Below are 12,503 nucleotides of genomic sequence, written 5' to 3'. Positions count from 1 at the left end.
GACAGTGAGCGGCGCGCGACGCGCGCCAATCGCGAGAGTAGACCCCTGAGTTCTACCGCCACAAGAGGGGTAGACAGTTCTGTTGCATTCTTTTACACGGCTGAAGAATTCTCAGCGCCGAGCAGCATCGAAACGCAGAAAAGGCCGCCTCCGGAAACCGGAGACGGCCTTTTCGAACGAAACGAGTCTGCCTAGATGGCGTTGACGTCCAGCGGGATGCCGGGACCGAACGTGGTCGACACGGCGCCCTTCTGCACGTAACGGCCCTTCGAAGAGGACGGCTTGAGACGCATGATCTCCTCGAGCGCAGCCTTGATGTTCTCGTCGAGCTGCTCGGCGGTGAAGGCCGCCTTGCCCACGACGAAGTGCACATTGGCGTGCTTGTCGACGCGGAACTCGATCTTTCCACCCTTGATGTCGGAGACGGCCTTGGCCACGTCCGGGGTCACCGTGCCGGTCTTCGGGTTCGGCATGAGGCCGCGCGGGCCGAGCACCTTACCGAGACGGCCGACCTGGCCCATGAGCTCCGGGGTGGAGACAGCCGAGTCGAAGTCGGTGTATCCAGCGGCGACCTTCTCGATGAGCTCGGCGCCGCCGACCTCGTCAGCGCCGGCGGCGATCGCGGCCTCGGCGGCCGGACCCGTCGCGAACACGATGACGCGCGCGGTCTTGCCGGTACCGTGAGGAAGAATGACGGTACCGCGGACCATCTGGTCCGCCTTGCGCGGGTCGACGCCGAGCTTCAGCGCGACCTCGACGGTCGAGTTGAACTTGCTCGAGCCGGTCTCACGCGCCAGCGTGACGGCCTCGGTGGGGGTGTAGAACTTTCCGGACTCGATCTTCTCGGCCGCGGCCCGGTAGGCCTTTGACTTCTGTGCCATGTGGTTTCTCCTGTCGAGAATGTGGTGCGAGCCTGGCCGGCTCTGCCACGGATGTGTCTGTGAAGGACGAGGGCTTACGCCTCGACCGTGATGCCCATCGAACGGGCGGTGCCTGCGATGATCTTCGACGCTGCGTCGATGTCGTTCGCGTTCAGGTCGACCATCTTCTGCTCGGCGATCGCGCGCACCTGCTCCTGGGTCAGCTTGCCGACCTTGGTGGTGTGCGGGACGCCGGAGCCCTTGGGGACGCCTGCGGCCTTCTTGATGAGCTCGGCAGCCGGGGGCGTCTTGAGGACGAACGTGAACGAACGGTCCTCGTAGACGGTGATCTCCACCGGGATGACGTTGCCACGCTGCGACTCGGTCGCCGCGTTGTACGCCTTGCAGAACTCCATGATGTTGACGCCGTGCTGACCCAGCGCCGGACCGATCGGCGGGGCGGGGTTGGCGGCGCCGGCGTTGATCTGAAGCTTGATCAGACCAGTGACCTTTTTCTTCGGTGCCATGTTTCTTCCTTCTTTGTGTATTCGAGCGTTCGGGATGCGATCCCGAACGGCTCTCCCGGTTTCTCGGCCTTTCCGAGATCCGGTGTTCTAGAAAACTGGGTGCTGGGGGCTCTTATTCCGTCAGAGCTTGGTGACCTGGTCGAAGCTGAGCTCGACCGGGGTCTCGCGCTCGAACAGGGAGACGAGGACGGTGAGCTTGCCGCTCTCCGGCTTGATCTCGCTGATCGAACCGGGCAGGCCCGCGAACGAGCCTTCCTTGATCGTGATGGTCTCGCCGATCTCGAAGTCGACCTCGGCGGGGATGACGCGCTGCGCGGCCTTCTGGCCCTTCGCTGCGCCCTTCGCCGGAGCGGCCTCGACCTGCACGAGGCTCTTCAGCATCGAGAAGGCCTCTTCGAAGCGCAGGGGGGTGGGGTTGTGCGCGTTACCGACGAAGCCGGTGACGCCCGGCGTGTGCCGCACGACGGACCAGCTGTCCTCGTTGAGGTCCATGCGCACCAGCACGTAGCCGGGGATGCGCACGCGGTTGACCATCTTGCGCTGGCCGTTCTTGATCTCGACCACGTCTTCCATCGGAACCTGGACCTCGAAGATGAAGTCCTCCATGTTCATGGAGACCATGCGGTTCTCGATGTTCGACTTCACGCGGCGCTCGAAACCGGCGTACGAGTGGATGACGTACCACTTGCCGATCTTGCTGCGCAGTTCGGCGCGGAACTCCTCGTACGGATCGGTCGCTGCCTCGTCCTCGTCTTCGACGGCCTCGACGGCGGCTTCCGCCTCCTGGTCGTCGTCGATCTCGAGGGCCTCGTCGACGGCACGGTCGGCCTCGGGGTCGACGGCCTCCGCCATCGCGTCGAGGACCGCATCCAGGTCGATCTCGGTGCCGTCTTCTGCGACGACGTGCAGGGCTTCGTGCTCCGCTGCGTCGACCGACTCCTCTTCGCTGGCCAGAACGTTGCCGGTCTGCGCCTCATCGTCTTCGGAGGACTGCTCGGCTGCGGTCGCCCAGTCCACGTCGTCGCGATTTGTCTCAGACACTGAATTCATTCCATTTCTGTCGGTAGCCGGTCATGCGGCTCTCGGGAAGGCCGTGACGTTGGCGCGGGTTCAGGACGGGTTTCCGAAGACCCAGACGACTCCGAGTCCGAAGATCCAGTCGAGCAGGGACACGAGCGCCATCATGATCACCACGAAGACGAGCACGACTCCCGTGTAGCTCAGGAGCTCTTTGCGCGTCGGGGTGACGACCTTCTTCAGTTCGCCGATGACCTGGCGGATGAACAGAGCGATCCGTGCGAAGGGTCCACGCTTTGCGGCGCGGTCCTTCTTCGCGTTGGCGACGATTTCCTCGCTCGGCTCGTCGATAACTTTTCGGGCCACCTTGTTACACCTTTCGTGGGTCGCCACCTGAAGCGACGACTTGCAGGGCGGACAGGACTCGAACCTGCAACCTGCGGTTTTGGAGACCGCTGCTCTACCAATTGAGCCACCGCCCTATGAAAGCGAAATCGCGTAGCCTTCCCGCGCACCTTCTCGACCAAGGCTAGCCGATCACGCTCGGAGATTCCTCAGCGAGCGAGGCAGTTCCGCCGACCGTCCTCAAGTGAAAAAGGGCGCAAAAAAGCTTGGCAGATTTCAACTACCGCGACCAAGTGTATGTGACGTGGACCGCACTGTAAAGTTGGGCCCCGTGACCGCACAGCAGCGCATTTCCAGACGCATCGCATCCATCGCCGAATCGGCCACGCTCAAGGTGGATGCGAAGGCCAAGGCGCTGAAGGCACAGGGCCGCCCTGTGATCAGCTACGCCGCAGGCGAGCCGGACTTCGTCACACCGGAGAACATCGTGGATGCGGCGATCGCGGCCGTGAACGACCCCCGCAACTACCGGTACACCCCGGCGGCGGGCCTCCCAGAGCTGCGCGAGGCCATCGCGGAGAAGACGCGACGGGACTCCGGGCTGGAGGTGCCCGCATCCCGTGTCGTCGTCACCAACGGCGGGAAGCAGGCGGTCTACCAGGCCTTCGCCACGCTGCTCGACCCCGGCGACGAGGTGCTCGTCCCCACCCCGTACTGGACGACGTACCCCGAGGCGATCGCTCTCGCCGGTGGCGTGCAGGTGGACGTGTTCGCCGGCGCAGACCAGGGCTACCTGGTGACGGTCGACCAGCTCGAGGCCGCCCGCACCGAACGCACGAAGGTGCTGCTGTTCGTCTCCCCGTCCAACCCGACGGGCGCGGTGTACTCGCCGGAGCAGGTCGAGGAGATCGGGAGCTGGGCGGACGAGCACGGCCTGTTCGTGATCGCGGACGAGATCTACCAGAACCTCACGTACGACGGCGTGAAGGCCGTCTCGATCGTCGAGGCCGTGCCAGCGCTCGCCGACCGCACGATCCTGGTGAACGGCGTCGCCAAGACATACGCGATGACCGGCTGGCGGGTGGGCTGGATGGTCGGCCCGGCCGACATCGTCGCCGCAGCGGCCAACCTGCAGTCGCACCTGTCGTCGAACGTCTCCAACATCTCGCAGCGCGCCGCCCTCGAAGCCCTCACCGGCACGCAGGAGCCGGAGGAGCAGATGCGCCTCGCGTTCGACCGTCGCCGCCGCACCATCGTCGCCGAGCTGAACGCGATCGACGGCATCGTCACCCCGACGCCGCAAGGCGCCTTCTACGTCTACCCGGACGTCTCCGGCCTGCTCGGACGCACCTGGGGCGGCGTGACGCCGACCACGTCCCTGGAGCTGGCCGACCTCATCCTGGAGCAGGCGGAGGTCGCGACCGTGCCTGGCGAGGCGTTCGGCCCGTCCGGTTACCTGCGCCTGTCGTACGCTCTCGGCGACGACGAGCTGCTCGAGGGCGTCCGCCGGATGCAGCGCCTCTTCGCCTCCCCCGACCGCGCCTGACTCCCGTCCCCCGCCCGAAGCAATCGAGCCCAGGCTTTTTCACCGATAGCGGCCCTCCAGCGGTGATTAATCCTGGGCTCGATTGCTTCGGGGCGGCTAGAGGAGCTTCCGCTCCAGCGCCCAGGCTGTGAGTTCGTGGCGGGACGAGAGCTGCAGCTTGCGCAGCACGGCGGAGACGTGGGTCTCGACGGTCTTGATCGAGATGAACAGGTCGGCAGCGACCTCTTTGTACGAGTACCCGCGGGCGATCAGCCGCATCACCTCGCGCTCGCGCGCCGACAGCCGGTCGAGTTCATCCGTCGACTCCGCCTGCTCCCCCGCGGCCGCTCCGAACGCATCCAGCACGAAACCGGCCAGGCGCGGTGAGAACACGGCGTCCCCGCCCGCGACGCCGACCACGGCGTCGCTCACCTGGCCACCGGAGCTTCCCTTGGTGAGGTAGCCGCGGGCCCCGGCCCGGATGACGCCGACCACGTCCTCCGCGGCGTCGGAGACGCTCAGGGCGAGGAAGCGGGTGTCCTGGCACTCGGCGATGGTCTTCCGCACCACTTCGGCTCCCCCGCCGCCCTGGCCGCCTGGCAGGTGCACGTCGAGGAGGACGACGGCGGGGCGCGTGGCCAGGATGACAGCGACCGCCGCATCCACATCGGCGGCCTCTCCCACCACGGTGAGCCTGTGGTCGAGGTCGGCGCGCAGGCCGGAGCGGAAGATGGAGTGGTCGTCGACGATCACGACGGTGATCGGGGCCGGGGTGGATGCGGCGGCGGCGTCCGGTGCATCCGGTGCGTCGTTCTGGTGGTCTGTCATGGTGCCTCGTTCGCGTACTCGATGCTGAGCTGTACTTCCGTGCCGGTGTCGCGCGAGGTGACGGTGGCGTGTCCGCCCGCCCTGCGCATCCGGCCGATGATCGACTCTCGCACGCCGAGCCTGCCCTCCGGCAGTGCGTCGACGTCGAAGCCGTGGCCGCGGTCCCTGACGAACACGTCCACGCCGCCTGCGCGGCTCTCGACGTACACCGAGACCTCTCCGCCCGCGTGGCGTGCCGCGTTCAGCATGGCCTCCCTGGCGGCGGCCGCGAGCTCCGACGGCGCGTGCTCGACCGGCTCGCCGACGGCGACCACGTCGAAGTGCACGGCGTGATCGATCTCGAGGGCGGCCGCGGCGGATCGCAGGTCGGAGGCGAGGTCGCGGATCTGCGCATCCCTGTCGTCGCCGGCGTCCGCATAGAGCCACTCGCGCAGTTCGCGTTCCTGCGCCCGGGCGATGCGGGCGACCTCGCTCGACGCACCTGCCCTGTTCTGGATGAGCGCGAGCGTCTGCAGCACGGAGTCGTGCAGGTGCGCCGCGATCTCCGCCCGCTGCTCCTCCTTGATGCGCGCCGTGCGTTCTGCGATCAGCTCGCGCCACAGCCGCAGCGCCCACGGGCCGACGAGGACGGCGGCTCCCGCGAACGTGGATGCGATGATCCCGAGCCACAGCCAGCCAGTGCCCGCCCTGTCGACCAGCGAGCTCAACGCGACCGCGATCACGACGAGGAACGCACCGGCGGCGATGCGCAGGGTGCGCGATGCGGCAGGACCGCGAGCGACGACGTCGACGAGCTGATCCCAGGCGACGCAGGCCACGGCGAACAGGATGCTCGCACCGATCGCGGCGAGCTGCCCGAACGGAGACGATCCGACCGCGGCGAGCGCCACGGCAGCGACCCCGGCCACACCGGACGCCCCCAGCAGCAACCAGGAGACGGGGATGCGGCGCACCACCTGCTCCTGCGGATCGGCCGCCGTCGCCTGGCGCAGCGGGGTGAGCGCCCACAGCCAGAGATAGAGGAGCACGCCGGCACCGCCGACCAGACCGAGGGCGACGAACAGCCAGCGCACCATCGTCACCGACCAGCCGAGGTGGTCGGCGAGCGCGACGCTCACGCCGCTGAGCTCGCACGTCCGCGGGCGCGCCAGCGGAACCCGCGGAGGGCGGGCGGCGGGCGCGCTTCCTGGCGCGACGGTGTCGGTCACGGTGAAATCCAAGCAGACTCCGCCCATCCCCGACACCCCGGGCGCCGGGAATCAGGGACGACTCAGGGTGATACCCGATACCGGCGCCCTGACCGCCCGCGCCAGGATCGAAGCATGTCACAGCACGACTCGACCACCCCGCCCCCGCCGCCACCCTCGCCAGGAACGCCAGGCGCGCCATACGGCGGCCCTGCCAGCGGCCTCGCCGGACGCGGCACCACCTTCTTCACCTGGATGCGCGGCCTCGGCATTGTGCGTTCGGACGGCTGGCTCGGAGGCGTCTGCGCCGGTGTGGCCAACCGCATCGGCATTGACCCCCTGATCGTCCGCGGCATCGTGGTCGTCGCCGCGATCCTCGGCGCCCCGATGCTGCTCATCTACGCCGCGGCGTGGGCGCTCCTGCCCGACAGGGAGAACCGCATCCACCTGCAGCGGCTGTTCGACGGCGACTTCCAGCCCGCCATCGTCGGCATCGGCGTGCTTGCGCTGCTGGCGCTGCTGCCGTGGGCTCCTGGCCTCTGGTGGGCGAACGGCGGCTTCTGGGGCTCTCCGTCGCTGGGCGACGTGATCGGGCGCGTGATCTGGACGCTGATCGTGCTCGCGCTGATCGCCGGGCTGATCGTGTGGGCCGTGCGCGGAAACTGGGGGCGGGATGCGTGGGGCACGAACCGGTCCGCTGGCACCGGTTCGAACGGTTCCGCCTTCGCCGCCTCCGCCTCGGCTGCCTCCACGGCCTCCGCGGCCACCGGCGCTGCTGCCGGTGCCCCTGGCCCTGGTGTCTGGACCGCGGACGCGACCGGCGCAGCCACCCAGCAGGAGCGCTCGACGGACGCCGCCGACGCCACGCCGAGCACCACCGCAGCACCGGATGCGGCAGACACCATCCCGCTGGACCCGGCGGCGGGCACCGACCCGGCCGCGAACGCCGACCCCGCTGGTAGCACCGACCCCGCAGCCAGCGCCGACCCCGCCGCGGCCAAGCCGACCCTCGACGTCTCGGCCGAACCGTCCGAGCCCCCGGCGCCGACCCTCGGCGCCTCCTCGCAGGACGTCGCGGACTGGCGCGCCAGACACGCCTCCTGGCAGGCGGAGCACGCCCAGTGGAAGGCCAGGCTCAACGAGGACATGCGCGCCGTCAAGCGGCAGCGTGCGGCAGAGCTGCGAGCCCAGGCGTCCGTCGCCACCGCTGAGGCTGCAGCGCAGCGCAGGGCGTACCGCGCGGCGAACCCGCGGATCGGCGCGGCCTTCGGCTGGGCGACGATCGGCCTCGCACTCGTGGCCGCCGCGATCGTCTCCGCCGTGTGGGAACCGGCGACCGGCTTGTCCGGTTACGGGGTGACGGCCGCCCTCGCAGCCGCGACGCTCGTGTTCGGCGTCGCCGTCCTCATCGCGGGGCTCGCGCGTCGCAGGAGCGGCTTCTTCATCTTCCTCGGCATCCTGCTCGCCGTCGTCACCCTGGTATCGGCCTGGGTGCCGCGCGACAGGCAGCTCGTCTTCGACGGCGCGTTCCTGCAGCCTGCTGGCAGCAGCCAGTACGCCCAGGCGTACGGCGACACGACGATCAGCATCGACGACACCGTGCTCTCCGGCAGAGGCACGCCGGTGATCGACCTGGTGAAAGGCACCGGGCAGACGCAGGTCGTCCTCGTGGGCGGCGCGACCGTCAGGCTCGTGGCGGTGACGGACGGCACCGGCGTCAACATCACCGGCCAGGACGGCGACACGACAGCGCACACCTGCACGCCCGGCGGCGACGGCCGCTGCACCGTGAGCCTGGTCGTCGGCCCGTCGACCACCGCGGATGCGACGGTGCGGGTCGACCAGTCCAGCCTGGTGAGCGTCCTCTCGGACGGTACCGCACAGCAGAACAGCACGACGGAGGACGGACGATGAGCGACAACAGGAACCAGGACGACCAGCCCACCATCGTCTTCGACACGGGAACGGGCGTCGGCGCGCAGCCGCGACCGTCCGCATCCCGTGGCTCGGCGCAGATCCGCTGGGGCGGCGTGGTGTGGGGCATCATCCTCATCGCGTTCGCCGCAGGGACACTCGCCGTGCTCTCCGCCCGCGACCGGCTGATCGCCGCTCAGGTGTGGTTCGCGGCTCTCACCCCGGCGAGCGCGTGGGCACTCGGCCTCGCGGTGGCGGGCGGGATCATCGTCGTACTCGCCGTTCTCGGAGGAGTGAGGAGCGCGCAGCGCCGTCGACGGGCATGATGGGGGCATGAGCCCCTACCCCTCCGGCGGTCCAGCGGTGGTCGTGCGCGATCTGCGGAAGTCGTACGGCTCGTTCGAAGCGGTTCGCGGCGTGACCTTCGACATCGAACAGGGCGAGACCTTCGCCCTGCTCGGCCCCAACGGCGCTGGCAAGAGCACCACCATCGAGATCCTCGAGGGTTACCGGGATCGCAGCGGAGGGGACGTCACCGTCCTCGGCATCGACCCGCGCCGGGGAGGGTCGGCCTGGAAGGCTCGACTCGGAATCGTGCTCCAGTCCGGCAGCGAGGCGGCCGACGTGACGGTGCGGGAGCAGGTGGCGCACTTCGCCCGCTTCTATCCGGAGCGGCGGAACGTGGACGAGCTGATCGCAGCGGTGGGGCTCGCGGAGAAGGCGAAGGTGCGCATCCGGAACCTGTCGGGTGGTCAGCGCAGACGACTGGATGTGGCGCTCGGCGTGATCGGACGTCCAGAGCTGCTGTTCCTCGACGAGCCGACGACCGGCTTCGACCCCGAGGCGCGACGCGAGTTCTGGCAGCTCATCCGCGAGCTCAAGCGCGAGGGGACGACGATCCTGCTCACCACGCACTACCTCGACGAGGCCGCGCAGCTCAGCGACAGGGTCGCGGTGATCGCACGCGGCGAACTGATCGACATCGGGGCCGTGGACACGATCGGCGACAGGGCGGCTCGCATCCCGATCGTCCGGTGGCGGGATGCGAGCGGACAGGTGCGCGAGGAGCGGACGGAGACGCCCGCCGCCGTCGTCGCACGGCTGACGGCCGAGACCGGAGGCGAGCCGCGCGACCTGGAGGTGATCCGGCCGAGCCTTGAGGACGTCTACCTGGGGCTGGTGCAGGCGGCGGAGGTCGCGGGTGCGGGCCCGGGCTCGGGCGCGGGCGCGGGCTCGGGCGCTGCGTCTCGGGGGTCGGCAGCATGAGGACCATCCCGCTGGGCTTCGTCCGCATCCGGTACGAGGTGCTCACCTACTTCCGCCAGGCGGACACGATCTTCTTCACCTTCCTCTTTCCGGTCGTCATGCTCGGGATCTTCTCGGTCGCTTTCCAGGGGCTCGGCAAGGTCGGCGCCGCGCCGGACGGCTCCGGCGGCATCACGCAGGCCGCGTACTACCTGCCGGGGATGATCGCGGCGGGCATCCTGCTGAGCGGCGTGCAGAACCTCGCCGTCGACATCGCGGTGGAGAAGAGCGACGGCACCCTGAAACGCCTCGGCGGCACCCCTCTGCCCGTGGTGTCGTACTTCATCGGGAAGATGGGGCAGGTGATCGTCACGAGCATCCTGCAGGTGGCGCTGCTGCTCCTCATGGCCCGCCTGCTGTTCGGGGTCGCCCTGCCGACGGACCCCGCGCTGTGGCTCAGATTCGCGTGGATCTACGCGCTCGGCATCGTGACCTCGGCCGTGCTCGGCATCGCGCTGTCGGCCGTTCCGCGAACGGGCAAGAGCGCAACGGCGGTGATCATCCCGATCGTGCTCGTGCTGCAGTTCATCTCCGGCGTGTATCTGGCGTTCAACCTGCTGCCGGAGTGGCTGCGCAACATCGCGAGCATCTTCCCGTTGAAGTGGATCGCACAGGGGATGCGCAGCGTGTTCCTGCCAGCCGCGTTCGAGTCGCAGGAGCCGAGCGGGAGCTGGCAGCTCGGGTGGATGGCCGTGGTGCTGCTGATCTGGCTGGTGGCCGGACTGGTGGCGTGCCGGTTGACGTTCCGGTGGATCCGGAAGGACGGGGCCTGACCGCGCGGCACAGGGGCGGGCGGGACGTGCGGGAGTTTCCCACCCCCGCGAGTTGTCCACCGATCTGCCCCAGCGGGGCTCCGGCGTCGGTCCTCTCTGGAACGATGAGTCCATGAGCACCACCAGCACCACACGAGACCAGGCCGTCGAGACCCTCCGCGCACTCGTCGGCAACCCAGACGCCGAGTTCCACGACGGGCAGTTCGAAGCGATCTCCGCACTGGTGGACGACCGCAGGCGCGCCCTGGTGGTGCAGCGCACGGGATGGGGGAAGTCTGCGGTGTACTTCGTCGCCACGATGGTGCTCCGGTCGCGCGGGGCTGGGCCGACCATCCTGGTCTCCCCGCTGCTCGCCCTCATGCGCGACCAGGTCGCGGCGGCGGAGCGCGCCGGCGTGCGCGCGGTCACGCTCAACTCCGCCAACCGCCACGAGTGGGACGACGTCTCTCAACGCCTCCGCGACGACACGGTGGATGCACTGCTCGTCTCCCCCGAACGACTGAACAACCCGCAGTTCCGCGACGAGTTCCTGCCCGACCTCATCGCGCGCAGCGGCCTGCTGGTGATCGACGAGGCGCACTGCATCTCCGACTGGGGACACGACTTCCGGCCCGACTACCGGCGACTCCGCGAACTGATCGCCACGATGCCGGACGGCGTGCCTGTGCTGGCGACCACGGCGACCGCCAACGAGCGCGTAGTGGCCGACGTCGCGGAGCAGATGGGCACGGGAAGCCACGAGGCGGTGCTCACCATCCGGGGTCCTCTCGCCAGGCGGTCGCTCCGGCTCGGCGTGCTCACCCTCCCCGACGCCGGCGCCCGGCTGGCCTGGCTGGTCAGCAACCTCGCGCAGTTGCCCGGCAGCGGCATCGTCTACGCGCTCACGGTATCGGCGGCGGAGGACACCGCGCGCCTGCTGCGGCAGGCAGGGCACGAGACCTACGCGTACACGGGGCAGACGGACACGGCAGAGCGCGAGGACCTCGAAGGCCGCCTGAAACGCAACGAGGTGAAGGCGCTGGTCGCGACGAGCGCGCTGGGGATGGGATTCGACAAGCCAGACCTCGGGTTCGTCGTCCACCTGGGCGCTCCGTCGTCACCGGTGGCCTACTACCAGCAGGTGGGTCGTGCAGGGCGTGCCACCGACAACGCGGACGTGCTGCTGCTGCCCGGGCAGGAGGACAGGGCGATCTGGGACTATTTCGCCACCGCATCCATGCCGTCCGAGGTGAAAGCGGACGCCGTGCTCGGCGCGCTGCACTCCGAGCCGCAGTCGACGCGCGCGCTGGAGAGCCAGGTCGACCTCAAGCCGTCGACGCTCGAACTGCTGCTGAAGGTGCTCGACGTCGACGGAGCGGTCAAGCGGGTCGCGAAGGGGTGGGTCAGCACGGGCACGCCGTGGACCTACGACCGCGAACGCTACGAGCGGATCGCCGCCGCCCGCACGGCCGAGCAGCAGTCGATGCTCGACTACGAGTCCACGGATCAGTGCCGCATGATGTTCCTGCAGCGCGCACTCGACGACCAGGATGCGCAGCCGTGCGGTCGCTGCGACAACTGCGCCGGCCCCTGGTATCCGGCAGCGATCGCGGAGGCGGCCAGCTCGTCGGTGGCGACGGCCCTCGACAGGGTCGGCGTCGAGATCGAGCCGCGCAAGCTCTGGCCGACCGGAGCAGACCGCCTCGGCGTCCCGGTGAAGGGCAAGATCAGCCAGGACGAGCAGCTCGAACCCGGCAGGGCGCTTGCGCGGCTCACCGACCTCGGCTGGGGTGGTCCGCTGCGCGAGCTCCTCGGAGCGGGCGCCGCCGATCAGCCGTGCCCGCCCGCCCTGCTTGCCGCGTGCATCCGGGTGCTCTCCGATTGGAACTGGGCGGAGCGTCCAGCAGCGGTGGTCGCGATGCCGTCGCGTCGTCGCCCGCAGTTCGTCCAGACGCTCGCTCGGGGATTCGCCGACGCAGGTCGTCTGCCGTTCCTCGGAACGCTCGACCTCCTCGATGGCGGGCCGTCCGGCGAAGCGGGAGGGAATAGCGCGTTCCGGCTGTCCTCGGTCTGGAACCGCTTCTCCGCCGACGCGCTCGACCTGCCGCAGGGCGTGCCCGTGCTGCTGGTGGACGACCTGGTCGACAGCCGCTGGACGATCACGGTCGCAGGCCGCGCGCTGCGCACGTCGGGCGCCTCCGCGGTGCTGCCGTTCGCGGCGGCGCTGCGCGCCTGACGCGCGC

At 69.3% G+C, this 12,503-nt stretch carries 12 protein-coding genes and 1 tRNA gene; 6 read left to right on the top strand and 7 right to left on the bottom strand.

Going from position 1 to position 12,503, the window contains the following annotated elements; translation table 11 throughout:
• Nucleotides 1-191: 191 nt before the first annotated feature.
• From rplA to ACYVGI_RS15105, 5 genes are all read right to left on the bottom strand, one after another.
• Nucleotides 192-881, bottom strand: coding sequence for a 50S ribosomal protein L1 (gene rplA, locus ACYVGI_RS15125; protein ID WP_460633426.1), 690 nt, complete (start codon nucleotides 879-881; stop codon nucleotides 192-194).
• Between the two features lie 74 nt (nucleotides 882-955).
• Nucleotides 956-1,387 carry a 50S ribosomal protein L11 gene (rplK, locus tag ACYVGI_RS15120; RefSeq protein ID WP_055890341.1) on the bottom strand — a complete coding sequence of 144 codons (432 nt, stop codon included), beginning with the start codon at nucleotides 1,385-1,387 and terminating at the stop codon, nucleotides 956-958.
• Nucleotides 1,388-1,507: 120 nt separating this feature from the next.
• Entirely contained in the window at nucleotides 1,508-2,428 is a 921-nt protein-coding gene (gene nusG / locus ACYVGI_RS15115; RefSeq protein WP_460633425.1) for a transcription termination/antitermination protein NusG, read from the bottom strand.
• Between the two features lie 69 nt (nucleotides 2,429-2,497).
• Nucleotides 2,498-2,770, bottom strand: a complete 273-nt coding sequence (gene secE / locus ACYVGI_RS15110; RefSeq protein ID WP_055890336.1) for a preprotein translocase subunit SecE — start codon at nucleotides 2,768-2,770, stop codon at nucleotides 2,498-2,500.
• 43 nt (nucleotides 2,771-2,813) lie between these two features.
• A tRNA-Trp gene (locus ACYVGI_RS15105) sits at nucleotides 2,814-2,886 on the bottom strand.
• 194 nt (nucleotides 2,887-3,080) lie between these two features.
• Here ACYVGI_RS15105 and ACYVGI_RS15100 point away from each other — a divergent pair.
• Nucleotides 3,081-4,295, top strand: coding sequence for a pyridoxal phosphate-dependent aminotransferase (locus tag ACYVGI_RS15100; RefSeq protein WP_460633424.1), 1,215 nt, complete (start codon nucleotides 3,081-3,083; stop codon nucleotides 4,293-4,295).
• 96 nt (nucleotides 4,296-4,391) lie between these two features.
• On the opposite strand, the gene ACYVGI_RS15095 is transcribed toward ACYVGI_RS15100, so the two are convergent.
• Nucleotides 4,392-5,102 carry a LuxR C-terminal-related transcriptional regulator gene (locus ACYVGI_RS15095; RefSeq protein WP_460633423.1) on the bottom strand — a complete coding sequence of 237 codons (711 nt, stop codon included), beginning with the start codon at nucleotides 5,100-5,102 and terminating at the stop codon, nucleotides 4,392-4,394.
• Nucleotides 5,099-6,310, bottom strand: coding sequence for an ATP-binding protein (locus ACYVGI_RS15090; protein WP_460633422.1), 1,212 nt, complete (start codon nucleotides 6,308-6,310; stop codon nucleotides 5,099-5,101). The genes ACYVGI_RS15095 and ACYVGI_RS15090 overlap by 4 nt, the downstream gene beginning before the upstream one ends.
• 114 nt (nucleotides 6,311-6,424) lie before the next feature.
• Between ACYVGI_RS15090 and ACYVGI_RS15085 the strand changes: the two genes are divergently transcribed.
• From ACYVGI_RS15085 to ACYVGI_RS15065, 5 genes are all read left to right on the top strand, one after another.
• Nucleotides 6,425-8,203 carry a PspC domain-containing protein gene (locus ACYVGI_RS15085; protein ID WP_460633421.1) on the top strand — a complete coding sequence of 593 codons (1,779 nt, stop codon included), beginning with the start codon at nucleotides 6,425-6,427 and terminating at the stop codon, nucleotides 8,201-8,203.
• The gene (locus ACYVGI_RS15080; protein WP_460633420.1) at nucleotides 8,200-8,529 is read left to right on the top strand and encodes a hypothetical protein; all 330 of its coding nucleotides are present in this window, start codon (nucleotides 8,200-8,202) and stop codon (nucleotides 8,527-8,529) included. Before ACYVGI_RS15085 ends, ACYVGI_RS15080 begins: the two co-directional genes overlap by 4 nt.
• 7 nt (nucleotides 8,530-8,536) lie before the next feature.
• Complete coding sequence (locus ACYVGI_RS15075; protein WP_460633419.1) at nucleotides 8,537-9,469, top strand: ABC transporter ATP-binding protein; 933 nt, start codon at nucleotides 8,537-8,539, stop codon at nucleotides 9,467-9,469.
• Complete coding sequence (locus ACYVGI_RS15070; RefSeq protein ID WP_460633418.1) at nucleotides 9,466-10,281, top strand: ABC transporter permease; 816 nt, start codon at nucleotides 9,466-9,468, stop codon at nucleotides 10,279-10,281. The genes ACYVGI_RS15075 and ACYVGI_RS15070 overlap by 4 nt, the downstream gene beginning before the upstream one ends.
• A 112-nt stretch (nucleotides 10,282-10,393) precedes the next feature.
• The gene (locus ACYVGI_RS15065; protein ID WP_460633417.1) at nucleotides 10,394-12,496 is read left to right on the top strand and encodes a RecQ family ATP-dependent DNA helicase; all 2,103 of its coding nucleotides are present in this window, start codon (nucleotides 10,394-10,396) and stop codon (nucleotides 12,494-12,496) included.
• Nucleotides 12,497-12,503 lie beyond the last annotated feature (7 nt).

Source organism: Leifsonia lichenia (assembly GCF_054780215.1).
Note: the sequence above shows the minus strand (reverse complement) of the source record. Positions and strands in the feature narration are given on the sequence as shown.

Excerpts from the sequence above, each read along its gene's own strand:
- rplA (WP_460633426.1), bottom strand. The coding sequence starts at position 881 with ATGGCACAGAAGTCAAAGGCCTACCGGGCCGCGGCCGAGAAGATCGAG.
- rplK (WP_055890341.1), bottom strand. The coding sequence starts at position 1,387 with ATGGCACCGAAGAAAAAGGTCACTGGTCTGATCAAGCTTCAGATCAAC.
- ACYVGI_RS15095 (WP_460633423.1), bottom strand. The coding sequence starts at position 5,102 with ATGACAGACCACCAGAACGACGCACCGGATGCACCGGACGCCGCCGCC.
- ACYVGI_RS15085 (WP_460633421.1), top strand. The coding sequence starts at position 6,425 with ATGTCACAGCACGACTCGACCACCCCGCCCCCGCCGCCACCCTCGCCA.
- ACYVGI_RS15080 (WP_460633420.1), top strand. The coding sequence starts at position 8,200 with ATGAGCGACAACAGGAACCAGGACGACCAGCCCACCATCGTCTTCGAC.
- ACYVGI_RS15075 (WP_460633419.1), top strand. The coding sequence starts at position 8,537 with ATGAGCCCCTACCCCTCCGGCGGTCCAGCGGTGGTCGTGCGCGATCTG.
- ACYVGI_RS15070 (WP_460633418.1), top strand. The coding sequence starts at position 9,466 with ATGAGGACCATCCCGCTGGGCTTCGTCCGCATCCGGTACGAGGTGCTC.
- ACYVGI_RS15065 (WP_460633417.1), top strand. The coding sequence starts at position 10,394 with ATGAGCACCACCAGCACCACACGAGACCAGGCCGTCGAGACCCTCCGC.